Genomic DNA, 22,642 nt, shown 5'->3' with positions numbered 1-22,642 from the left:
AAGGATAAGTTATGAAGAAATTAATTTCATTGCTAATTGCATCCACTCTTTCATTTTCAGTATGCGCTCAAGAAGAAGACAATTATCATACCCGTCTAATAAGAGCTGCCTGCAACGATGCCATGCATAAATTACAGCTTCAATATGGTCGGCGTTTTATATGCCATACTGATAATTTTACTGCCGGAAATATGAATGCCGCATACTTATCTGATTCTGTTTATGGGAAATCGGGAATAATGTTAATGAAATTCGGTAATGTTTATTATGATAATCCCAGCCATCCAACCCATGACACATTACATTATTCCTACAATATACAAGACATGAATACGGCCATTTCTTTAATTGTCAATGGGGGCGGTTTAAACGATCAGCAAATAAATTATCAAATTTGTAAAAAAGCCATTACAGATACCAAGGAGAAAATAAAGAAAAACAATAAAGATTATCTAGACAAAAAGATAGATCATAAAACTTATGAGATAATGAATTCAGTTTTCAATGACTCGATAAAAAATTTTGAAAAATGTGTAGCTGAAAATAAGTAGTTGTTGGACTTTACAACCGCGCCCAATTGAGTATGATTGGGCGAATGAGGCGTCGAAACCTCTTTCACGCGGCCTAGACCAACCCCGTCAGTGTTGGATTTTTTATGCCTACAATTCAGTGATGGCACAATGTGCGGTCACATCCCCGATCAATGTCGGGAGGGCGACGAATACAACACCCGAAAGGGAAATAAGTCCGCGGTTTCGTGAAGCCGTTTCGAACCTCCTGGCACCACAATTTCGAAAAAATTTCACGAGGTTTCTATGACCAGCCAATTAATTCCCGTATTCAACGGCATTGTTTCAAACGAAACTACCCTTCTCTGCAACGCTCGCGATCTGCACACCTTTCTCGAAGTAGGTAAACGCTTTGCTACTTGGATCACCGAGCGAATCGGCGAGTATGAATTCATAGAAAATCAGGACTACATAGCTATTTCCCAAAAACGGGAAATAGGTCACGGACGAGGGAAAAAGGACTACCACCTCACCCTAGACACTGCCAAAGAGCTGGCAATGGTCGAGCGCAACGAAAAAGGCCGCCAAATCCGCCGATACTTTATCGAATGCGAGAAGAAGCTGCGCGAAGATACCACCAGCACACAATCCCCTCTGAATGTTGACATCATCATGCGCGTCAGAAACGGTTCTGTTACCCACATTGAGCACCACAAATCAGGCTCAGTTATAACCACAGAATGGGCAATTCACTTACTACGCAAAAGTGGATGGATTGTCATGCCACGCGATGAACTTCTTAACACGCCACTGGCCCAACTGATGCCCGAAAACTTGCCTCAAACCGGAACCTGCGTCCGGTAACTGGTCCCATTAAAAAACACAACATCGATGTTATAGGTGGGGTTCTCTGCCCCATCTACCTTTGAAATTGCCAGCGATGCAAAATACCCGGCAAACTGTTGCTGAACCATGTTCACATAGTAGTCCGGGTAAATTTGCTGCACGATGCACTGCTGCGCGGGAATACCGTAGTTCGCGTAAAACGGCGACTCCCCCAACCCCAGCTTTAACGTCTGAATGAGCGTCGTCAGCCAGCCGTAAGAAAAATCGCCGTTGGCGTCAGATTCTACGGCAACCCATTTTTTGTTGCCGTTCGCGTCGGTGACGCGGCCCCATGTTCTCATGCGTCAACCTTTCAAGTAAATTAGGGTACCGGTAACCAGAGCGGTACAAATGATCCACGCTACTGGAGTCAGAATATGCCGAATACCCCGACATACTGCGATTATTCTCGCAGCCTTATCAGCCCCTTGTGGGGTTGTCTCAGACTTAAGAATCAGTTCGCTATCCATTTAGAACCTTTATGATCTCTGCGATTCCCGGAAGAGATTTAGCAACAGCAAACCCTCCGATAACTATAAGAACTGCATAAAACATTCTTCTCAGAACCGGACTTCTTTCGAGCAATTTTAGAGCTTCCACAATCCAGTCTCCTCCGCTAAAATTAATCACGGAAGACCTCCAAACATACGTAATTATCCCTTGCCTTATTCAAGGTCAGAAACAGAAAACCCCGACTGGGCCAACAGTCGGGGTTTCGTTTTATGGGTAGTATTTAAAGTGAAATGAACCGGTATTAACCCGGATTTGGTTTCTTCGACGTGATCGTACTGCCACCGCTTTGAACACCAGTCACATCGTGACTGTGGCTGCTGGCGCTCACGCCGTTGATAACTGCATCTTTCTCGACCTTAAGAGGACCAATCAGCGAAGCGGTTGTATCCTTCATCTGGGCTTTGTCCTGGACGATTGGACCGTTGAGGTGAATTTTCCCGTTCAGGAAAATATCTTCGGCCTCAAGGTAAACAGCTTTCGACTTTTGCCTGATTTCTTCCGGTGCCACCGTTACCGAGCTACTGCCGTCCTCTGTTTTGAGGATCGCGCCATCCGGACCGTACAAAACGATTTTTTGCGGATCTTCGTCGGACCAGTCCTTGTTTGCCAGAGGCACGAAAAACAGTGGAGTGAGCGACATCGAGTAAGAGAGCGTCGCCATACCGGTTCCCAATCCGGACACACCGCGCAGGGATACATCAGCGGCAATTGTTACTCCTCGATCGCCCGGCTGTATCGGGTAACGAATATACGGGAATGTGGCGACAGGGATTGTTATCTGCGGAAAGTTGATCCCCTCTGGCAACATATCAAACTGAACGGTCACTATCTGCCCACTGACATCGACAACATGGCAGGGCAATTCACGGCCTTTAAGCTCGGCTTGCTGGTTGCCAGAACTGGTCATCATCTCCGACAGCGTTCGGAGAAACGGTAATTTTTGAGCGTTTGACATTACACCCTCGCCCAGTTCTCAGCATATGCCTCAAATACCGTCACCCAGGCATCGCCATCGGCTGTCAGATACGAACCAATGTGTCTGACTGATTTCACAAGAAATTTCCCGGTAAACGTGGTCGAATTTTTTGCGATAACGCTGGGTGCCGTTGTATTAGCCATCACAATCGACGCTGCGCCTGAATATAGCCCCTCCGGGAGTTCGATCACATCGCCGCATCGAATATCTCCCCGCAACGGGCATTTAAAACTGACGGTAAAAGGGGCTATCCAGGTAGGCTGACCGACAAGTTCATAAAGCTCAATTTTCTTCGGTTTTCCCCAGTCAGCTGATGCGTTGTCGTAAACCCGTACCCTGTCGGAAAGAATGCTAATACCAACACCACAGTATTTTTCGCTGCGAATCATGGCAATCGAAGCACTACGAAGGACCATCGCTAACGAGCCAATATCTTCGTAGGTTCCCTTCCACGGCTCAGGCAAAACGAGACTGTCACTGACGGTACAATCGATCAATTTATTCGGAAATGCCTTTTTTAAAGCACGGGATATAACATCTCCCAGTTTCTCACCTGTTCTACCATCAAATTCTAAGATGAAAGGTTTTCCATCATCGGTTTTACGTATGGTGGGGTTTATTACCAGATTTAATGTCTGGTTTGTGCCTATCCAGTTGGCGTAGGCAAAATAAATTTCGCCATAAATTACTTCCCCCTGTTGCAGTGGATTTGCCAAAGGTAATCCCTTAACAAATCCGGCCTTCATACGAACTAAACATCCCTGCAAATTCACGCTTTGCTCCAGCATGTCGATTGGCAGTCCGTAGATCGTCAACATCGTTCCCGCTCTGACTATATCCAGAGCGGTTACTTCAAAGTCAAATTCGACATGCAACCCACATCCTAGTGTTTCACTGGTATCAAAAGGTCCAATGGGCTTTCCATTCCGACATACAGGTGGCTTTCCAGTTTTAGGGTTAATAATTTCTAATCGATAATAACGCATTACGAAACCTCAAACTGATTCGTACTTTCGCGAAAAACAAGTTTCCCCGGTGAACAAGGCAGCGCCAGATTGATGTCGTAATTGTCAGGTGACGCGATCAACGGCATGTACACAATCACGTCGCCAGAACTGTCTTTCAGTTCCAGGTAGTAACGATTTGCATACAGATTAAACGGAACGCGGGCGAATGTTTCATATTCTCCGATTCTGGCCGTGAACTGAAACGGACCTCGCCCGTCCGGTTTGAAAGGAATTAACGTTGTCATAAGCCAATACCAAACTCCTGCACGACCTGGTTCTTAATACCTGACCACGATAGCGGCCCGTCTGACGGCATCCCTTTATCAAATTTATCCAGAACGCTCGCCAGCGTCTTTACTGTTTGTTCGACAGACGACAATGGTTGCTCAAACTCAATCTGCCAGGTGTGCTGCACTTGCTTGTTCTGCTCAGAGAAACCGGATGTATCGATAAACGACCGCATCAGGCAGCGCGTGTAGATAAACGAGGGAGTCAGAACGGTGTAGCAACCGCCATACTGGTTATGCATATCAAGCGCCATTTTCAGCGCCGTGAACGTCATTCCCTTCGTGGTGTAGCCACCGTCCTCCGTAGATGCCGGGCGGATCATCTGCATGACTACCCGGTTAGGCTTCCTGACGGTCGCATTCGCTGCCGTTACCTGGTTATAGAAATTCAGGTTGCAGATATCCTGCTGGACTAACGTTGTCCCCGCCATTGGCGTGAATGCTGCCATCGAGCGTGTACGAATCTCTCCATGCAGCAGACCGTTCGCGATGCTTAGTCCTTCGGTCAGAACAGCAATCGGCATCACCCCGCCAGGAATTTTCGACGCTATGCCATCAACTAAAAGAATGGGCGATACTTCAAACGCCAGTTTGAAAGCTTGTCCAAAGTAATTAAGTGACATGGTTTACCCCGGAATTTGTTGCATCCCAGCCAGTTGAGCCGAAATATCCGAACCTGGTTTTTGAAGAACCTCAAGCTGAATAAGGGCTCTCCCGCCTGGATTGCTGGCAAGTACCTGCTGAGCATTTCGTAATTTACCTTCAAGCATCGGCCTCTGCTCTCTCATAGCTGGTATCTGTGCCATGAGCTTAAGGAGATAGTCCACTGTTTCACTTTTGAGCCTCAGGGTATTATCTTTCCCTACAGCAACATTGCCTCCATTATACTGGGCCAGAACTTTTGCTATATCACCACCATAACGCTTCATGCTATCAGTAAGATATCTGGCAGCGGCATGCGTTGACTTAACTGGGTCAAAAACGTCATTTCCCTCTAATCCATAAGCTTTTGCTGTTTCTGGAATAAATTGAAATAAACCTTTCGCACCAGCTTTGCTGATTGCATTTGGATTCCATCCTGATTCTTTTTCGGCAATTGCCGCCATCATATTCTCAGGTAATAATGATTCCCGGTTTATCTTTCTTACGTAATCCTGCAACCCGTTTACTGTCGCTACTCCCGGAATGTCCATAGCGATTTCAGGCGTTCCCTGAACGGTATTTTTGCGCCCCAGATCGGTATCAATACCTATCCAGCGAAGCGCATCACCAACATTTCTCTTGGTGTAGTCCCATGATGAATTTGCCGAAGCAATGATATTCTCGTGATCTTTATACGCATAAGCACCATAAGCCATTGCCGCAGAGATCAACGGATGCCTCATCATCGCAGTTACAACCGCACTCGCCACTCCAGTGAAAGCCCCGCTTCCTCCGGCAATAACCGCTGCCCCAAAAAGCCAGGGATGCTCCGCCGCAAAACCAACAAATCCGCCAAGAGCCTTAGTGACCTTTGCAACATTTCCGGCAAAGTTATTCAGGTCGTTATTAAAATCCGGGCCATTAACGTACTTACCAAGTTTATCCAGCCCCGTTTCTACATCTGTCAGAATCCTTTTAAAGTTCTCACCGTTCATGAAATTCAGGGCAGCATTCGTGGTGCCATTAGAAATTCTGATTAAGGGATATGCATTCCCGGCCAGCGCCCCCTGAAATCCACTGGTAAGCCGATCCCAGTTATTTTCTAAGTTACTGGTAAGATTCTGATACTGACGTGTATGTCCAGATGTGAGCAACGAGTCATTCTGAGAAGCCCGCAATAAAAACTCTCTATTGAGTTCAGGTATTTTGTCCTGATATTTGACTAACTGGTTAGCAAAGCCAAAGTTAACCCAACCCAGCCCCCTCCCGTTTAACATCCCTTGAGTTAATCCTGTTCCCTCATACTCCTTTGCAAGAGCAGCAACTCTTTCTAACAACACAGGGAGATTTTCTGTTGCCCCTTTTTTAGGATTTATCCCTAACCCAATTAGCCCGTTGTAGGCAGGATGCTGAGTGTCATTCTGCGCGGCTGCCAGTGTATTGAGCAAATTACCAACACCGGAAAAATAAGGCGAATAAGTGCTTTCTGCCGCCTTTAACTCTCCTGGCGTTGCCTGCAATTCATCAGCATTTTTCTGTTTCTCTACAACATTACGAGCCATCATGCCAAAGCCAAACGGCCCGGCAACGCCCATAACCGCAAGTTTTGTCCCCCACGATACGGTGGTTTTAAACAGGTTGTTTAATCTCGAAGTGGTCGTCCGTAGCGTATAATTGATCTGCTTGTAAGTTTTCAGCGTCTGTTTGGCGTTTTTACCCAGACTACTGAGATACTTATCAAACATCGTTTCGCCGCGACCTTTATAGTTGCTCACCAGCGAATCAGGTGTTTTTCCGCTACCGACAAAGCGCCCTTTTTCATCCCTTAAACGTCCATCGGTGGGAGCAGGTGAAGATGGTTTCCTGGGAGCCTGATTGGCTTCTCCGCCTGTGCTTGTCTGCCAGGAGCCACCTCCCGGACCTGTATTTGAAGGTATTTTAAGCGGCGTACCGGCAGGGCCAATCATCAGTCCGTTGCGATACTTTTCAAATATCGCCTCAAGCCGCCTGAGGTGTTCTTCATTAACATCCAGCGTCAGAACTGGCATCTGGTTACCAGCCATCACAATACTCCTGCGGGATTTTTGAATTTGAGCAGCTCACGAAACTGAGCTGCTGTTTTTACATTCAGACCGGAATCTGCACAGATGTCTCTGAATCCGGCTCCGGCTGAGTAGTCGAGGATGTCGCTGATGACGTGTTCGCCGTCGCGCCAGAACTGGCGGCTGATTTCAATGTCGGCAATGAAGCGATCCATTCCGTAAGATTCAATGACGAGCATTGAGTGCTCCATATTCCATTGACCACATCCATAGTCCCCTTCGCCTGCTCCGGTGAATTTATCGACGAGACGCATGTAAAAAAAACGAGTTCACCCGCAACATCATCCAGCTCAACGATTTCACGCTCCAGCGCCATATCAAGAGGGATTGTGTCGTAACCTTTGCCCTCCACCGGATAAACAAGGTTTGCCAGGCGAATTATTTCGTTCACCAGCGTATTACGAACTCCCTTATCATCGTCCCAGATACCGGAATCACGCGAGATCCGCTCCAGCATCAGAAAAGCAACGCGCGGCCCGGCAACGACGCCAAGACCTTCTGAAAAAATGGCAGAAAAAGTTTTACTCAGAATGAAGAAATGCTCTTTAAACACCTCTTTGCTGATCGGCGTGGCATGAATCCAGCCATTACCCTTTTCTGTCCGGACAGGAATAATCAGGTTTAAATTTCGCGCAATTTTCATACCAGATCCCACATTTCAGAGTTGATGTAATAGGTACCGGTAATGGTGATGACCACACCCGGCTCGCCCCCGGCGAAGGTCATATCCTGCACGTTGGTGATCGCCGTGTTATAGATATCGAAGTCACCGAATACCGTGCTGTCGCTATACACTTTTGCGTCGCCGATCGTGGCGTTTTTTTCCCATTGAGCCTTGAATTGTTTTCCCAGCGCCTGGCTACGCAGCAGATGAACACGCGCCTGTAAAATCATGTATGGCTGCGGCGACTGCACGGCTCCCGTCATAGCGGGTAAAAACTCCGTGATATTGCCCTGAAAGGACAATTCGACGCCTTCTTTTGCCAGAAATGAGGCGGACACATTCAGTTCGGAATGAGAGGTGAATTTAACGCTGGCGCGAACCCGGTTAAGGGTGCCAACGGGGATCATTGGATTAGGCACGGTTCAGTCCCTCACGAAAGCTGCATTGTCACATTGATGTTAAAAATGATTTCGACAAATCCGCGCATCGGCGTATAGGAGGCCGAAAGGCCCGCATAACGCCCGATACCGTAATCATTCGGATTAGTGTTGATATACTGGCGGAAAGGCACTGCATCGACGACAGGCTGACCGTTGACCAGGCCGTAAGATACGCCCGTATTGAACACCGCCTGTGCGACCTGCTGTAGACGGTCGATCCCGTCCTGGTTGTAGTAAAGCGGGTTAATTGGGTTATTGCTACCGTTGATCACCGTGTTGGCGAGCTGCATATCGACGTTAATCTGCACCCAGTCCACGGAATACCAGTACGTCATATCGTTACCGTCACTGGTAACGCCTTTCACCAGAATCGTGTTGGAAATTCCCCCCTCAGCCCCCGTGTCGACGTAGTTAATATTCTGCTTTGTCATCGTGACCAGAATTGAATTTTTGCCCTTGTGGGCGTTTACCGCCTGTAGATAGCGAAATGCCATCGGCGGCACCTTGTTGATTTCTGAAGGTGATGCGGAAACATAGTTCCACATTACGGCTGCTGCCGCGTTTGTCGCCGGGTACGTATCATCCGCCGTTGCAATAACCGACTTAATACCGGCATAAGGCGAAACGTAATTCGTGTCGTCCGGCGTTTTCGTCAGCACGAAAAAATACTGCATCGCTTCGTTGGCGGTGTGGAGTTTTGCCAGACTGATAAACTCTGCGTCACCATCCCACGGCTGCGGCACCAGATACGCATAAAAACGCAGGAGCGGATCTTCCATATAAGCTTTCAGTGCAGCGATTTCCTTACTGACTCCGCCTTTCTGTACTCCCAGCTCCAGCAGGTAAATCCCCACTGAATTTCCCTGGGCAAAAAACGTGTTTACTGCCGTCACCAGATTTTCACTGCCAACAATGGAAAACTGCCCCAGTGTCACTGGCGAACCGGAAAGCTGAGAATCAGCAATCGTCCAGGTCAGTGTTTTTTCATCCGTGACGGTAGCAGTATATTCGCCATTCCACGCGTCGGGCGAACACCCGGAAACAACAATTTTCACCTCAGAACTGTTTTCGCGTCGGATGTTGCTCCCTTCCGGAAGCGTCATCGTAACGGTGACGTTTGCCGCAGATTTTCCTGCGGCAGCCGCCGACAACGCAGCAATCGGATTTCTTACCAGATCGTTAATATCCTGATTACGGGTGAGTAATACAGGCTTTCCCGGCTCATGAGTCGTGGAGCCAAACGAGAGAACCGCAGACATCTGCTGCAAATTCGAGGGAATGGCCCCGATGGTCTGGGACACATTCACCGTGACGATATTAAACCCCATTATTTAACCTCATATTTACAAATAACTTTTTCAATCAACTGCCGGGATATTTTCCGGGCGGTGCTCTGGTAGTAATTCACGTCAAAATCGACAATCTTTTTCTTCGCCAGAGCGTTGATTTCAACCTGTCCCGACTTTGCGTCCTGAACCACCGGAATATTGGTTACACCAAACTTTTCCTCCTCCAGCGCCCTGTTCACCACCGAGTCGACAAGATCCAGCGCCATTTTGTTGCTGAATCCGTAAAGCGTCAGGCGAACCGAATCCTGGACGAGCTGAAACCGCTCACCGCCGAAAACAACGGGAGCCACCTGCAACGGAATACTGTTGCGAACATCCACCGCGATATACGGAGGACGAAGGTTCTGGGGTACCAGGTAAGACGGATACACGGTCGCGGCATCTTTCATTTGCAGCCAGATCGGGATGCTGTTGGAGATGATCTGCTCGTCGCTGATATCCTCCTCGCAGTCGATAATCTGGGAACGCATGGTTGGCAAAATCGCCATGCCGCGATAATGAAAAATACCCGACTGCTGATAACGGCTCTCCATTCGTGAAAAAGCGAACTGGACGCCTCCGTACTCACCGAGATAGATCGCATCGGGATTTTCCACATTAAAATCATCAACCTGCTGAACAGGCGTGAAAATAATGTTGTTCACATCCTTCGAGACAGACTCGTCCTGAATCGCAATAACCTGACGATGCAGGCTGCCTTTGATTTTCAGACGAGTTGGTGACTCAATATTCAGGCGACACAGTTCATCGCAACTGATGATTTCCGCATTAACCCAATAGACAAAGCCATCCAGCGGCAGAACCTGCCGGACATAGAGCCTGAACGTGATTTCCTGGTCTGACGAGATGGTTTCAACTGCGGATTTAAGAACGGACGAGAGCTGCGAACTGTGCTGTTCGGCTAATTCCTCAAGACTCGGCATTATTATCTATCCACGCTATAAAGCTGCCCTTAAACAGGCCGCCGTCTATGAATGACGGACGCCGCTCTCCGGTATATTTGTCCTTAAGCCTGGAGTTAACGCCCAGTAGCGCGGCCTGAGTTGGCACAGGGTTTCCGTTAATCGTCATCCCGGACATTTCCTCGGCTTCCAGAAAACGGTGAAAAATCCCGCGGGTATCGCCCATAACCTGCACAGGTGGCAACGGCACTTTATTTTTGAGATGGCGAATGAGCTGGAACGCAACCATCTCCCCTGCCTCCTGGATAATCTCGTCCTTATGCATTTCCCAGAAATGCGTAAAAATTTCGTATCGCTCCTCGAGGTCACAGGCCACGTCAAACGTGGTTTTTCCCGGTTCGTCGCCGTAGTCATACGGCTGGTCGATAACCCCAAAACAAAGTTTCATGGCGTGTAACCCCATACCGTGCCCATCTGCATCAGCACCGCAACAACCTGTCGTCCATACGGATCCTGCAACATCTGCAAATCCAGCAAAGACAGATTGCTCAGCGCGTCGCTGATAGTGATTGAGCCCGATGTTCCCTGGTCTGCTGCCGCGCTGACAAGCCCGGTAGCCAGCTTCCCAAGGTTGAGTTTTTTTCTCAGGTCGGCAAACCACGATCCTGGGGCGAAATTCAGGAGGAATGAGGCGGCAGCGTTATAAACCGTTCGCACATAGATGATGGGTAAACGCTCCAGCCCCTGATCGTGAGGGATTAGCTCCATCGCAGACTGAAAGCAACATTCCAGCGTCGGATCATCGTCAGCAATAGCATGAACCGGTACTTTCATATCGTCACGAACAAAGCGAATAAATCCCTCCAGTGACGGACGCAGGGTCATTATTTTTTAACCTTAATATTTCGCTTTGTGCTGGGCGGATTTTCCTGTTCGGTGTTGATCGCTTCTCCAGTGATTTCCATCTCAATACCGCCCGGTTGAGGTTTTTCACCACTCTGAATCACCGCCTGATCCACTGCGTTATTCAGCGATACGGCGCTGGCCGCGAGAATTTCCTCTGACATGGATTCCAGATTTTCCGTTTTCTGCTCCGCGCAATCTTCAATGCGGCCAACGCTCACAGGTTTATCAATGGAATAGCAGATACCGGAAAAATTCTTGTCCACTTTGTCACAACGCTGGAACCCGTAAGGTTCATGCTGCCGGATGATGTGATCGATAATATCGGACTGATTTTCGATCATATGCTGACGTCCGGACGGAATTGTCACACCGAACGACTGCGTTTTTTCGGGGAGTTTGTAGTTGAACGTGTGCGGCTGACGTGAGCAGTTAGCGATGTAGAGCTTCATAAATTTTTCCCACAAAAAAGGGGAGCTAAATGCTCCCCGCATTATCAGATTGAACGTTTATGCGTATTTGGCAGACAACAGGGTGATCCCCTCAGGGCGGAAGTTCCAGCCCGGCGTCGCGCGCATGGTATACAACGTGGTCAGGCCGCCATCCGGCATAGGGGACGGGATTTCCGTCGGCGCTGCCATGTCGCAGAACATCACGTTGACGGCCTGTTGGTTCGGTACCAGCGTGGAGAAAATATTGGTGTTAATGGCGTGACGCGCTTCCGGCACCTCAATCGTCGGGTTCGTAACGATGATCAGGTCATTACCACCAGCTCCCTTACCGATCAGCGTGTCGTCCTGGCAGAAAATGATGTCATCGCCTGTTGCCTTATCGGCGACGTCTTTAACCACCGTTCCCACCGTTCCGGTACCACCACCAGGACGCTGGTAACTGGTCAGCTCAACAATTCCTGTCCACTCCAGCGCCTTCATGAATCGCTGTGGGCTCAGAATAACAGTCGTTAATGGCTGCCCCAGCAGCAACATGCGGGTTTTCTGGTCAGCAATCAGGCCAAGCATAAATTTAGCCATCTCACCGGAATCCCAGGTGGTATATGAATCATTCCCTTTGCTGTCGTTGCCCAGATTCAGCGTCACTGCGTTCGGGGAGTTGGTGATCCCCTCGTTATTAGCTGCATTCACGCCATACAGCAGCATATTACGCAACATTTGAGCGTGTCCCTGACGGTTAGCCAGGCGCAGGCCTTCAATCAGAGAATAGCCCCAGCGATCTGCTGCATCAGTATCGAGATAGCTGTATTGCGAGCGGGAAGAAATTCGGTAAGTCATCATTCCGTCATAGCCGCCAGAGATACTGGAAGACGGTAACTGACCCGGCAGAGACTGGCTGACCTGCGCCTGCGAGGTCATGCGCAGATATTTCTGATAGACCATCAAATCACTGGAACTGATTTTTACCGCTGGAGCACCACCAGCCAGGACTTCAAACGCCCCGGAAGCCATGCTCTGTTGCACGATCATTTCCGGCAGCACCATTGACGGCGACACAATAGTAGTCGCAGGAGTAAATGCGCTCATTAATTAATATCCCCTTAAATTAAAAACAGGCCGCACGGTTTGCCGATTTCCCAGACAACGTTACCGCCATCCTCTTTTTTCACCGTCAGGTTTCCGTCAACTGAAACCATCAGCAGCTTAATATCCACTTTCGGATTAGCGCCGGGTGATCCCGAATAAACATCAACCATGTTTTTCGTCAGATCCCACACAAAACCACTGGCAGCAACGGTGTTATTTCCATCAGCCAGCGCAACAACTTCTGCACTGACAGGGAGAGGAATGCGGGCACCTGAGCCAACGCGGTAATAGTGAACAAAGCCACCCGCGAGATATAACGGCACCGGATTATCCGGCGTGGTAATGCCATGAAATGCCTGATTAAAGACAGTAAAGGCGTTACAGGCGTCCTTCGTGGCTTGTTTAATTACCGCGCCGTTAACGCTGTCTTTCGCGGGAGCAATGCACTCCATAACTCCAACGCCACCCCATACCGGTTCAGTGATTTTGCTGTCCAGTCGACCGGAGCAAAGTTGCAGACGAATTGCCGGATCATCCTGCGCATCCCCCTGCATCAGCCCACGGGATTCGACGTTAAAAAGGCCACCAAATGCTCCACGGTTTTTAAACGGATGAAAGTTAATATCAGCCATTGTTCAGGCTCCCTTGAGTGTTAATTTTTGCCAGACGACGCCCCGGAATTTTGAAAGCACTCAGCCAGACGTTCGGATCGCCCTGATATTCAGTAATGCGACGTCCGGCTTCATCGTTGCGGATACGTTTATGCAGTTGCCCCTGCGTACTCATCATTTCTTTTTCGATGGACTGACGGGCGGCACTGAAAATTGCGTCCTCAAGCACAGCCAGCGTTGCAGAATCCGCAATCGCGCGAATATTGACGTCCTTATGTGCCGGAGAGTGTTTCTGCATAGCGATTAGCGCACGCTTGCGGTAGTCCAGCGCATTTTCACCAGAAAACGGTGCTGGCGCGTTTTTACCGCAGGCACTGAATGCGGAGTCGGCTTTTGCCTGTGCTTCTGCCAGGGCAGAGTCATTGCGCTCTTTTTCTGCCTCCTCGTCAGCCTTACGCTGTTCTTCCGCTTCGGAATCAGCCTTTGCTTTCTCCTCAGCGTCTTTAGCTGCCGCCTCGTCAGCTTTGGCTTTTTCTTCCGCCTCCTTTGCCGCAGCTTCATCAGCTTTACGCTGTTCCTCTGCGGCTTCATCGGCTTTGGCCTTTTCTTCGGCCTCTTTTTTCGCCTGCTCTTCGGCATCCGCCCGCGCTTTGTCCCGCTGTTCCAGTGAGTCCATGCGCGTGACGACTCCATCGATTTTCTGATTAATGCCGCTCAGGGCATCATTCACCACCCCCTGTAACAGGGCCTGGAGTTCTTCTTTTTCCATCTCAATTTCACCTGTATTTGTCACTTCAACCCCTGCGGGGATCCGGTCTTTATCCCACACGCCCAACGAGCCGTGGTCTTTCGTCACCAGGGCGATGTGATCAACAAGGAAAGGAACGCCTTCGATTAAAAAATTGGTGTCACCTTCCTGTACTTCCACATTTCCTGATGTGCTGTTGAACACCACCGACGGGCTTGTCGAAACATCCCCCTCAGTGATTTCTTCAACAATGCTCTGGAGGTAAACGCGGCACACCGCCCATACCTCATCACCCCGGATATACGGCAGCATGACGCTACCGACGATCCGCGATTTAAAATCCTCCTCCGTCAGAACTGCGTCGTCAGGATGGTTTGTGATAACCGGAAGGCCATTGCATCGCCTTAAAAACTCCTCGTTCAGATAGAGCTTTGGATCACGCCAGACGTGCTCTTTCAGCCCGGCGCGATAGGCAAGCCCGGTTCCGGTTATGCGCAAATTCACCAGCCACATGTTGGAGAATTTCACCGGAGACGGTACGGTTCCGTCCCTGATGCGTTCTGCCACTTCAAGCTCGGTTAAACTCACGTTTGCCCTTCTCCGTTAAAAATTCGTCGGGTAGTTTCTGAGGGGCGTAGATCGGCAGTGCATCGCAACTGCAATAAACCTCCTCCCCGGCAGCAGTGATTTCGTCATAAAAACCATATACGGGCTTAATCAGCCCCTGCTCCAGCGCCCACGAATCGCGGAGGAGATAAATTTTCTCGTCGCGCTCTTTGTGGTCCTGTCGGTATTTGTAGCCCGGACGCCGCCAGTTAGAATGCCAGCGCAGAGCAATCGCACCACTCTGAACAGCCAGCAGATACTTAACGTTGCTCGCCAGCTTATGTCCCTGGTCAATTGCCACCCGGCGACTGATAAAATCCATATCCTTCACGGACTTCTGAAAACCGGACTTCACTTCCCGGCGATCAATTTCGCTCACCCCGTCAGGCGGAATGGACGTAACCCATCCCTGAAAACGCTGTATGGTTTTCTCGATAGCCTGTTCGCGGTTGAGTTTTATCAGGTTGGCACTGGCGAAAATTCGCCTGTCGAGTTCCTTGCGAAACTCAGGTTTCAGTTTTTCAACAGTGATTTTTTTAGGGCCGTCAGGAGGCTGATCCCGTAATGCCCCGCCGTCGATGACAAGACGGCTGTAGATAGCGGTGAGATGTTTTCTGGCTACGGTATCATCAGGGGTTTCTCGCTGAGCGGCTACACGGAGTTTCCGGCACCATTCGAGCAATGATTTTTCGCTATCCCACCCGTGATTTACGTAGTAGTTAACGGCATCCGTCAGAACCTCATACAGCGTCCTGATCCGTTTCTTCTTCCTCCCCGCCCGGCTGGAAATTGCCATCAGGCGTCTCCTGCTTCGGTGGTTCATAATTCGCCAGGGCGTCCACATCAATGATGAGTGGAGCTTCGCCATAGGTCTGCGTGGCATTAACAAGGCTTGCCAGCCATTCAGTGACGGCGGCACGGTTTTCAGGATCAACCTGTAGCGACACGGCAGAGAAAAGTGCTATCGCCTGTTGAATCACTTTACTGTCGCTTTCCCGGCGTTTGTCCGGCGACTCCTCCACCAGCTCCTGCCACGTCGCGGTAAACTCGCGCCGCCACTGGTAAAACGTGGTTTTATAGTCCTCGGTTATGATGTCCGGGTAATCATTTTTCAGCGACTGATAAAATTCCTCGTTCCAGGCGATGTACTGCACCAGGCGTTCGAAATAATCCATCACAGGTTCAATCTGCTGGCGTACACCATCGATATACTGGCTGATGGCTTTCGAGTCCTCGGTTCCTTCACCGAAACCATTCGAAAAAGCCTCCTCCTTGATGAGAATCGCGGGAACATCGCTACCTGATGCAATATCGGAAATAATGTTGTCGCGGGCGGCATTTAGCGCGCCATCGATGTTTTGTAAATTCAGCGAGGTAACGTCCTCATCCTTCCCGATACTAAGCACACCTTTATTTTTTGCCTCTTTGACATTTTCCCTTTTTCGTCCCGTGGCGGCAGCCATGATCCCGTCAAGTTTCGAACCGTTCTGCACAACTTTAGCTACCAGTACGCCCGCTTTCTGACTGACGAGATCATTCGCCTCCATCGTGTTGATATAGGATTTCAGGGAATAAAGAACGCGCTGAAACACGCTTCGCCCGGTGAATCCGAACGATGAACTCTGAAACTCCAGATAAATCGGTGTGCCGTTGAAAATTTTCAACGTGCGTGACGGATGCCAGTCTTTTCCGCCAATCTTTAGCTTTTTATTGGCTTCCTGGAAAAACGGACTGTTTGGGTTCTGGTCAGTCACCATCGAACCGGAAGCGTTCAACGGATCCCAAGCGTTGATATACACATCATCCTCAGTGAGCCCGAAAGTCGGTAGCGGATCCCGGCATGAAACACTGTCGGTACCCACGCCAATCGCTGCAGCACCGTAGCAACGAGAGAGAAAAAACAGATTTTTAATCTTCTCGTTCACCTTCATGCGCTCCCACACCTCCTGGAAACGCCGCACAACCCGTTCGTCAGGGTCGGTTTCCACGTTGTACTGACGCGGCTTACACATTGCCATCAGTATGGGTTTTTCGACAAGTTTCCCGCCCAGCGGGTGGTACTGCCACAGCAGTTTACACAATTCATAGCCAATGTCGGTTCCCGGCTGAATTTCTTCAGCCTCAAGAATATGCATCAGTGCTGAACCGAGGCCGCCAGTAATCTCGATCTCTGCCATCAAAAATATCCTGATTTTTACAACTCCGCGTAATTACCGTGCGCGATGATCAATCCATAGGTGTAACAATCGAAAAGGTCATCAGCACGTTTATGCGCGTCTTTATCCGCCAGGTGGAATCCGGCGATTTGTTTTATGAGGTGGTTTGCGGTGGTGCGCTTGAATGAAACGGTCTTGTCGTAAGCCTCCCGGACGATTTTGCACATCCCCTGATAGTGGTAGCTGGATGCCATCACCGCCCGTTCGTCTTTGCCCTTGCTGGTTAGTGCCGATTTAATCGGCGTCATATCCCAGCCTTCGGTTTCCGCCTTCTGGTTGAGGATTGCCCCCATCGCGGCGTCTTCCATAAAAACTCCCTGGCTGCCCAGACGCGGACGGCATAATTTCGCGAGGCGCTCGAGGTTGTCATAAACGCCGGGGATATATTCAGGAAGCAATGACGCTTTAATTTGCGTCACATCCCAGTCAATAATCGTCAGTTGTGGCTCGTCCGAATACGTTGACTCATAAGAGAAATACACCACGCCAGTACCATCATTTTCGGTCCCGCCTTTCAGCGCTGTATCCATCACTGCGAAAATCATGTCGCAGTACGGCGGCATCTCAATTGGTTGACCGTCCACCAGCAGCTTATCGACATCGAGTAACGCGTCTTTGGACCAGTCTACGAACTCTGCAAGATATTCCTGCTGCCAGACGCGCGGATCGGATTTCTTCTCCGTTTCCTCCAGTTCTTCTTTCGGAATATACGGATTCGATGAAGTTGGCGCATGGTGCATAACAAATCCCAGGGATTCATCGTGGCATATCGCGTAGAAAAAATTGCTCTCGTCGATACCGTTTGGTGTGGAAAATACCCACGCACAGCCGCGGTAATCGACAAGCGTCGGGCGTATCGCTCGGGGCCAGATTTCCTCGAGCATTTCCGGCGATTTAGTGAATGCGGCCTCATCAATCAGCACAGCGTGATATTTACGCCCACGCCCGGCCAGTTTGTTATTGTCCGTTACCCAAAAGTCGATGCGCCCCCCATTACGGAGAATGATGCGCTTTTCATTTTTTGACTGACTGAGGATCAGCGGTTGCAGAACGGCGCTAATTTCATCCCAGATTTCCTGGTACTGGCGGTATTGCGCGGTAAAAATCCCCACCCTACCCGCGATAAGTTGCCCGGTGGTAGGAACGGCAAATTTCCGCGTAGCGAAACTGGTAGCGATGTTCACCAGCATCACCGTTTTACCCCAGCGACGACCACAGCATACCGCGTGGAAGCGTTCCTCTATTGCCGCCGTCCATGCAGCTATTTGCCCCTCATGAGGTTTTGGGAGGTAAATTTCAATCGACATTATCCACTCCCGGCATCGGCAGAGAGTTGTGGATAATTATTTCGTTATTCTCACCACCCACGCCTTTTTTGAGGTTTTCAATCTCAGTGCGCAGCTTTTCGTTGCGAAGCCTCAGTCCTTCAAGCTCCAGATCATTGCGACTGTCAGTTGCACCACCAGCAGAACTTCCTTTCGTCGCCATTATCAGCTTGATAAGTTCGCGCCGGGCGGCAGCCTTATCCTCCAGCAGGATCTCAACACCAAATTTCCCGAGCTTTGCCCCTGCATATAATTGTCGCGCATCCCCATCAAGCAGAGTGGTATCAGCCATATAAAGCTGTCCCGTTCCCTCACCGCAGCACTTCGGACAATCCGGATTAGGTATGGCGTTATCAACAAAGCCGAGGCCTCCATATTCCGGTTCGGGTTTGCCATCTCTGGAAGCCTGTGCCGCTGCGTTGTCGAATTCTGCTATATCGCGCCACTGGTAGAGATGATTCTCGCCCCAGCAATAACGACAGTTAACACGGCGAAATTGTGCCAACTGATTGGGGTCGGCCTGGACAATGGCCATCAACTGACTCACCAGTAAATCCAGGTCTGCGGTATAGCGTTTCTGGTACTGATTGCGGAAGTAGCTGATGGCACGATAAACCTTAGGATTTCTTAGGAGCTGGCTGGCGGTTACGTAGGCCGCATTCCCCTCTGACTCGTATCCTGCCAGGCGATATGCCTCAACGAGTTTTTTCCCCTGGGCAACCAGCATCGCAAACTTAGCCTGCTGGTCAGAAATGCCGAATTCATCGGGACAGAATGAAATTTCCTCTGCGTCGCCCTCATTCAGGCGCGCATCGGATACTGACTTTTTTATCTGAGATTTTCCGTTCCGCTTTTGCTCAGTCTGCGCAGATTTTTTCTGCGCACTTTTTTGCGCAGTTTTGCGCATTTCTGTCTGCGCATTTTTCGGAGTTTTTTTGATGTAACGACGGGCTGTTGCGTAATTCAGTCCCCTTGCTTCACACCATGCCACCGGAGATATACCGGAGCGGGTGTATTCAGCAATATATTCCTGCTGCAACGCCCCCCAGTCCGGTCTGCTCATCAGTTAATCCTGATTTTTATCCACCCTGAGTAGTTCGCGCAGGGCAAAGGCATCCTCTTTTCTGGCAAGCTTAAACAATGCCGCCCGTAGCTCGGCTTCACCTTTCGCTCTGCCCTTACGGATGGACGCATAAAAATTTGTCATTGCTTCCCGATTTTCTTTCAGTCGGTTCAGATCAACATCCAGAACGTCAGCGATTTGTTGTGCAGTCATCCGGCACGCTGCCAGAGACTCGACTTTCGAATACGGAATCATTTGTCACCCCCATTGATATGCAGGGTGTCTTCTTCCTGTATTTTTCGTGAAGGAATTTACTGCAGAGTTACTCCATGCCAGTCTTGTTGAATGGCTCAAAAAATAAGAGAATAATTCATAACATATATTGTAATTCAGGCTCGGTTATTTCGAATTGAATACTTGCATTAAAATCTGATAAAAAATTCGTCATAACAACAACATTCTCTTCTGCATGTGCCATAACCTGCCGTAACAACCCGGTAGTTTTTTTTATTGAATAAATTTCCGGTTTCTTCCACCATCGCACCGGCCAGGCGACTATGAGGGGACAACGCCGCGCTCCGTTAACGCAGTAAACCCCGGTGTGTATCGTTTTTGATTATCCCCGCACACTCGCGCAGAGGAGTCTCCCCGTAGGGCTGCGGTCTCTGTTAATGCGGAAATACGGCGACGATACAACGCATTGAAAAAACTATTTCAGGCACTGAGTACGGATATATTCCTGAAGCGTTCTCAATGCTGCCTGGTCGCTGATGATTCCGTCTCTGATACCGAGAACGTTTCGTCCAGCAACTGAAGAGAGTTCGACGCTGGCATCATTGCCCACGCGGGCGGTGGCGGTGGCTTCACGCACGGAGCCTGGACAGGTGGCGTTGATCCGCAGGCGCTTACGACCAGCGGTAACATCAGCACGCAAAGTTTCATTTTCAGCTCTCGCATCGGCTAATTCCCTCGAGTATTTTGCATCGAGCGCAGCAACATCACTCTGGCGCTGCTGCATATCAGTAATAGTGGCATTCGCCAGTTTCAGCTCACTGACTTTTTTATCGCGCTGCGCTTTGTAGGTGATGGCGTTATCGCGGTAATGGTTTGTTGCCAGACACAGCGCACCACAAACCAACAGCAGGGCAATAATGACCATATACAGAATGCGGTTCATATCACCACCAGCGAATCTGCCCAATCAGGTAGCCAACAGAGGCGATAAACATCACCAGCCAGAGCATGATGAATTTCCAGTTTGGTAATTGCTTAATCATTAGTCGCAACTCCCGAATCAATTTGCTAAAATCGACCACAGGTTCTCCCTTGCTCCTTTCAAGGCGTGAAAACTAAAAACCCCGGACTGTTCCCCCAGCCGGGGTTTTGTTTTTTTATTTACTGCCCTGGGTGCGGCATCTGGCTATTTCATTCCTGGCTTTACTGTCACCGCGACAGATACAACGCACCGTATCTCCGGTCAGCGTGGTAATGTAAGCCTCATCCTCTTTTTCTACCGGAATACATGGAATATCCCCGCCCCGGCAATACTCAATTTTTGCTACCAAGTGAGTGTCACGCGGATAGAACTCCAGACGATACATATCCCCCAGGACATGCACTTCCTCAACCTGGCGACCATCTTCAGTGACGGTAATTTTTTTCAGTGCGTACATACGTACCTCCGTTCTTTCGTTTTTTGAGCAATAAAAAAGCCGCTCATGGCGGCCCTGTATGTTTTGCAAGCTATCGCTTCAATTGAAAATGTGGGCCGTCTTTAAGCGTCCGCCAGTCCCCGCCCCATTCGATGGGGGTATTCAGCTCTTTCGCTGCCTGCTTAAATGCCTGCGCGATTTTCTCGTACAGAGGCCAGTTCCATGACACCTGGCTGCCCATGTAAGCAACAACATCCACCGCATCACCTGTCAGGTGGCGGCTGTTCATGGTCTGGCTCTTGCCTTCTGCAACCAGTTGTTTCTGGCGTTCTTTCGTGCGCAGACCTTCCGTAATACCGAAATCAACCTCCGTCAGCTCCAGCGCACGACGAACCACAGCAACCAGTTCTCGTTTAACGCCATCAAGATTATTTTCACTACGATAACTAAATTTTTCTGACATAATTAATCCACATATTAGATTTTCTCAATAAATAAAAATCTCCTTACACAGGGAAAATAAACACCATCAAAAAACAACTGACACTCATGACTCTCTATCTAATTCCATAGCCCAAATGTGATTTGGACTTGAAGATGTTTTTGCGCACAAATTAACTTTCGTATCTGAGAGGATGGCCGCCATTGCAGTTTTTCTGATTTCTCCACTTAAGAAATTATCCGGATAATCCCGTCCACCCGGAATATACCAAACACCTCCAGTATTACTTACCACATAGATCCCACGAGTATTTGTGTTTACATCAGCAATATATTTCTTCAGTTGCACTCCTGCCACAATATCTGCAGTGGTTTGATTACAAATATTCCTGAAGTGTTCACTTACACCAGCATATACCTGACCAGACAGAATGCCAGTCATCAAAACAAAAGCACCAATTATTTTCTTAGAGCTCATCTCTTTCTCCATGCACACCAATAAAATCATCTTCGCTCATGAAAAACGTTAACGCCAGCCTGCGTTTTAAGAGTTTTTTAAAATTCATCAAATCATATTTCGATAGCACATTTGTCGCTGAAATGCACACCCCTCCTTTAAATTCTTTATTATTCGGCACACACTGTTCAGGAGCAAATGTACTCCATGGCATTTCTCTCCAGGCTGGGAAATTGCTCGGAAACCCTGCAAGTTGATAGCCATCTTCATTAGGTGCAACCGTTAACCCTCGAAATAAATCTCCTCGATAATCCCTGTTTCGCTGCATTCCCCCTTCTATCGCACCAAAAGATACTCTATACCAGCCTATAATTTGTGATAAGGGAATCCCTCCTAATGCAGCAAATTCATTTTCACTGGGATATGGACTATACCGTCCTAACACACCATTCACATCAAATAAATTTGGTGCTGGTGCGACTACATATATGTAATATTCATTATAACTGCCAAGTATATTCTGCCCGATTAAATGAGCCTGTCTCAAAGTTGTAGTTGTAGATACATACCCATCGTTATATCTAGTGTTCCCCGTTACTGTTCCGCGAGCATGCTCATACAGATTGATGTTAATTGGCGTTCCGCGCTCATAAGCCTCCTGCTGCCCCCTTGGCAAAAGCCCTCCTGCACGTCTTATTTCATCAGGTGTTCTGGAGTCTGCTCTAAAGAAATCGTTTGCTGAAACAGAAAATGATATAAAAACAAAAAACAACAATACATGCTTAATCATTTTAATTTTTCACAAC

28 protein-coding genes and 1 pseudogene are annotated in these 22,642 nt (G+C 49.0%); 2 read left to right on the top strand and 27 right to left on the bottom strand.

From position 1 onward, the window contains the following. Positions 1 to 11 precede the first annotated feature (11 nt). A complete protein-coding gene (locus QUE34_RS09010) occupies positions 12 to 551 on the top strand; it encodes a hypothetical protein (RefSeq protein ID WP_000733801.1) in 540 nt (179 codons plus the stop codon). Positions 552 to 815: 264 nt separating this feature from the next. Further along, positions 816 to 1,373 (top strand): phage antirepressor Ant, encoded by a 558-nt coding sequence (locus QUE34_RS09005; RefSeq protein WP_000203816.1) that lies wholly within the window; start codon positions 816 to 818, stop codon positions 1,371 to 1,373. Here the strand turns inward: QUE34_RS09005 and QUE34_RS09000 are convergent. The 27 genes and pseudogenes from QUE34_RS09000 to QUE34_RS08875 all read right to left on the bottom strand — a co-directional run bounded on the left by QUE34_RS09000 (position 1,349) and on the right by QUE34_RS08875 (position 22,626). Beyond that, positions 1,349 to 1,696, bottom strand: a complete 348-nt coding sequence (locus QUE34_RS09000) for a hypothetical protein (protein ID WP_001261328.1) — start codon at positions 1,694 to 1,696, stop codon at positions 1,349 to 1,351. The genes QUE34_RS09005 and QUE34_RS09000 overlap by 25 nt on opposite strands. Before the next feature lie 452 nt (positions 1,697 to 2,148). Next, positions 2,149 to 2,862, bottom strand: coding sequence for a phage baseplate protein (locus tag QUE34_RS08995; RefSeq protein WP_042966856.1), 714 nt, complete (start codon positions 2,860 to 2,862; stop codon positions 2,149 to 2,151). Beyond that, positions 2,862 to 3,869, bottom strand: a complete 1,008-nt coding sequence (locus tag QUE34_RS08990) for a hypothetical protein (protein WP_047085281.1) — start codon at positions 3,867 to 3,869, stop codon at positions 2,862 to 2,864. Before QUE34_RS08990 ends, QUE34_RS08995 begins: the two co-directional genes overlap by 1 nt. Continuing rightward, positions 3,869 to 4,135: a hypothetical protein gene (locus QUE34_RS08985; protein ID WP_000209261.1), complete on the bottom strand. Its 267-nt coding sequence runs from the start codon at positions 4,133 to 4,135 to the stop codon at positions 3,869 to 3,871. Before QUE34_RS08985 ends, QUE34_RS08990 begins: the two co-directional genes overlap by 1 nt. Further along, positions 4,132 to 4,800: a hypothetical protein gene (locus QUE34_RS08980; protein WP_000056324.1), complete on the bottom strand. Its 669-nt coding sequence runs from the start codon at positions 4,798 to 4,800 to the stop codon at positions 4,132 to 4,134. The genes QUE34_RS08985 and QUE34_RS08980 overlap by 4 nt, the downstream gene beginning before the upstream one ends. A gap of 3 nt (positions 4,801 to 4,803) precedes the next feature. Continuing rightward, positions 4,804 to 6,882 carry a transglycosylase SLT domain-containing protein gene (locus QUE34_RS08975; protein ID WP_286338949.1) on the bottom strand — a complete coding sequence of 693 codons (2,079 nt, stop codon included), beginning with the start codon at positions 6,880 to 6,882 and terminating at the stop codon, positions 4,804 to 4,806. A 64-nt stretch (positions 6,883 to 6,946) separates the two neighbouring features. Then, positions 6,947 to 7,564 (bottom strand): hypothetical protein, encoded by a 618-nt coding sequence (locus QUE34_RS08970; RefSeq protein WP_042966449.1) that lies wholly within the window; start codon positions 7,562 to 7,564, stop codon positions 6,947 to 6,949. Next, positions 7,561 to 7,992, bottom strand: a complete 432-nt coding sequence (locus QUE34_RS08965) for a hypothetical protein (protein ID WP_042966452.1) — start codon at positions 7,990 to 7,992, stop codon at positions 7,561 to 7,563. The genes QUE34_RS08970 and QUE34_RS08965 overlap by 4 nt, the downstream gene beginning before the upstream one ends. 23 nt (positions 7,993 to 8,015) lie before the next feature. Next, positions 8,016 to 9,353 (bottom strand): hypothetical protein, encoded by a 1,338-nt coding sequence (locus tag QUE34_RS08960; protein ID WP_042966454.1) that lies wholly within the window; start codon positions 9,351 to 9,353, stop codon positions 8,016 to 8,018. Further along, entirely contained in the window at positions 9,353 to 10,297 is a 945-nt protein-coding gene (locus QUE34_RS08955; protein ID WP_042966456.1) for a hypothetical protein, read from the bottom strand. Before QUE34_RS08955 ends, QUE34_RS08960 begins: the two co-directional genes overlap by 1 nt. Beyond that, a complete protein-coding gene (locus QUE34_RS08950) occupies positions 10,284 to 10,724 on the bottom strand; it encodes a hypothetical protein (protein WP_042966457.1) in 441 nt (146 codons plus the stop codon). The genes QUE34_RS08955 and QUE34_RS08950 overlap by 14 nt, the downstream gene beginning before the upstream one ends. After that, positions 10,721 to 11,161: a hypothetical protein gene (locus QUE34_RS08945; protein ID WP_000175376.1), complete on the bottom strand. Its 441-nt coding sequence runs from the start codon at positions 11,159 to 11,161 to the stop codon at positions 10,721 to 10,723. Before QUE34_RS08945 ends, QUE34_RS08950 begins: the two co-directional genes overlap by 4 nt. Continuing rightward, positions 11,161 to 11,631, bottom strand: coding sequence for a hypothetical protein (locus QUE34_RS08940; protein ID WP_000780863.1), 471 nt, complete (start codon positions 11,629 to 11,631; stop codon positions 11,161 to 11,163). Before QUE34_RS08940 ends, QUE34_RS08945 begins: the two co-directional genes overlap by 1 nt. A 57-nt stretch (positions 11,632 to 11,688) precedes the next feature. Continuing rightward, positions 11,689 to 12,717, bottom strand: coding sequence for a hypothetical protein (locus QUE34_RS08935; RefSeq protein ID WP_001272372.1), 1,029 nt, complete (start codon positions 12,715 to 12,717; stop codon positions 11,689 to 11,691). A gap of 14 nt (positions 12,718 to 12,731) precedes the next feature. After that, positions 12,732 to 13,349 carry a hypothetical protein gene (locus QUE34_RS08930; RefSeq protein ID WP_001349881.1) on the bottom strand — a complete coding sequence of 206 codons (618 nt, stop codon included), beginning with the start codon at positions 13,347 to 13,349 and terminating at the stop codon, positions 12,732 to 12,734. Next, positions 13,342 to 14,664 (bottom strand): DUF2213 domain-containing protein, encoded by a 1,323-nt coding sequence (locus QUE34_RS08925; protein WP_042966458.1) that lies wholly within the window; start codon positions 14,662 to 14,664, stop codon positions 13,342 to 13,344. The genes QUE34_RS08930 and QUE34_RS08925 overlap by 8 nt, the downstream gene beginning before the upstream one ends. Continuing rightward, on the bottom strand, positions 14,645 to 15,478 hold the full coding sequence (locus tag QUE34_RS08920) for a hypothetical protein (protein ID WP_001018384.1): 834 nt from the start codon (positions 15,476 to 15,478) through the stop codon (positions 14,645 to 14,647). Before QUE34_RS08920 ends, QUE34_RS08925 begins: the two co-directional genes overlap by 20 nt. Further along, on the bottom strand, positions 15,423 to 16,859 hold the full coding sequence (locus tag QUE34_RS08915; RefSeq protein ID WP_042966460.1) for an anti-CBASS protein Acb1 family protein: 1,437 nt from the start codon (positions 16,857 to 16,859) through the stop codon (positions 15,423 to 15,425). Before QUE34_RS08915 ends, QUE34_RS08920 begins: the two co-directional genes overlap by 56 nt. A 17-nt stretch (positions 16,860 to 16,876) precedes the next feature. Further along, positions 16,877 to 18,205 carry a terminase large subunit gene (locus tag QUE34_RS08910; protein ID WP_042966462.1) on the bottom strand — a complete coding sequence of 443 codons (1,329 nt, stop codon included), beginning with the start codon at positions 18,203 to 18,205 and terminating at the stop codon, positions 16,877 to 16,879. Then, complete coding sequence (locus QUE34_RS08905; RefSeq protein WP_047085276.1) at positions 18,195 to 19,286, bottom strand: terminase small subunit; 1,092 nt, start codon at positions 19,284 to 19,286, stop codon at positions 18,195 to 18,197. The genes QUE34_RS08910 and QUE34_RS08905 overlap by 11 nt, the downstream gene beginning before the upstream one ends. A 3-nt stretch (positions 19,287 to 19,289) precedes the next feature. Then, positions 19,290 to 19,541, bottom strand: coding sequence for a hypothetical protein (locus QUE34_RS08900; protein ID WP_170981744.1), 252 nt, complete (start codon positions 19,539 to 19,541; stop codon positions 19,290 to 19,292). Beyond that, positions 19,477 to 19,616 (bottom strand): annotated as a pseudogene (locus tag QUE34_RS28575) (GREB1-related protein); the annotation flags it as partial. The pseudogene QUE34_RS28575 and the gene QUE34_RS08900, both read right to left, overlap by 65 nt. A 379-nt stretch (positions 19,617 to 19,995) precedes the next feature. Further along, the gene (locus QUE34_RS28570) at positions 19,996 to 20,463 is read right to left on the bottom strand and encodes a lysis protein (protein ID WP_042971175.1); all 468 of its coding nucleotides are present in this window, start codon (positions 20,461 to 20,463) and stop codon (positions 19,996 to 19,998) included. 214 nt (positions 20,464 to 20,677) lie between these two features. Beyond that, the gene (locus QUE34_RS08890; RefSeq protein WP_000271099.1) at positions 20,678 to 20,959 is read right to left on the bottom strand and encodes a hypothetical protein; all 282 of its coding nucleotides are present in this window, start codon (positions 20,957 to 20,959) and stop codon (positions 20,678 to 20,680) included. 70 nt (positions 20,960 to 21,029) lie between these two features. Further along, on the bottom strand, positions 21,030 to 21,401 hold the full coding sequence (locus QUE34_RS08885) for a M15 family metallopeptidase (RefSeq protein WP_042966600.1): 372 nt from the start codon (positions 21,399 to 21,401) through the stop codon (positions 21,030 to 21,032). 84 nt (positions 21,402 to 21,485) lie between these two features. Then, a complete protein-coding gene (locus QUE34_RS08880) occupies positions 21,486 to 21,857 on the bottom strand; it encodes an enterotoxin (RefSeq protein ID WP_000095643.1) in 372 nt (123 codons plus the stop codon). Next, complete coding sequence (locus QUE34_RS08875; protein ID WP_001355274.1) at positions 21,847 to 22,626, bottom strand: enterotoxin A family protein; 780 nt, start codon at positions 22,624 to 22,626, stop codon at positions 21,847 to 21,849. Before QUE34_RS08875 ends, QUE34_RS08880 begins: the two co-directional genes overlap by 11 nt. Positions 22,627 to 22,642 lie beyond the last annotated feature (16 nt).

This window comes from Escherichia sp. KS167_9B, assembly GCF_030295215.1.
GTDB lineage: Bacteria > Pseudomonadota > Gammaproteobacteria > Enterobacterales > Enterobacteriaceae > Escherichia > Escherichia coli_F.
Note: the sequence above shows the minus strand (reverse complement) of the source record. Positions and strands in the feature narration are given on the sequence as shown.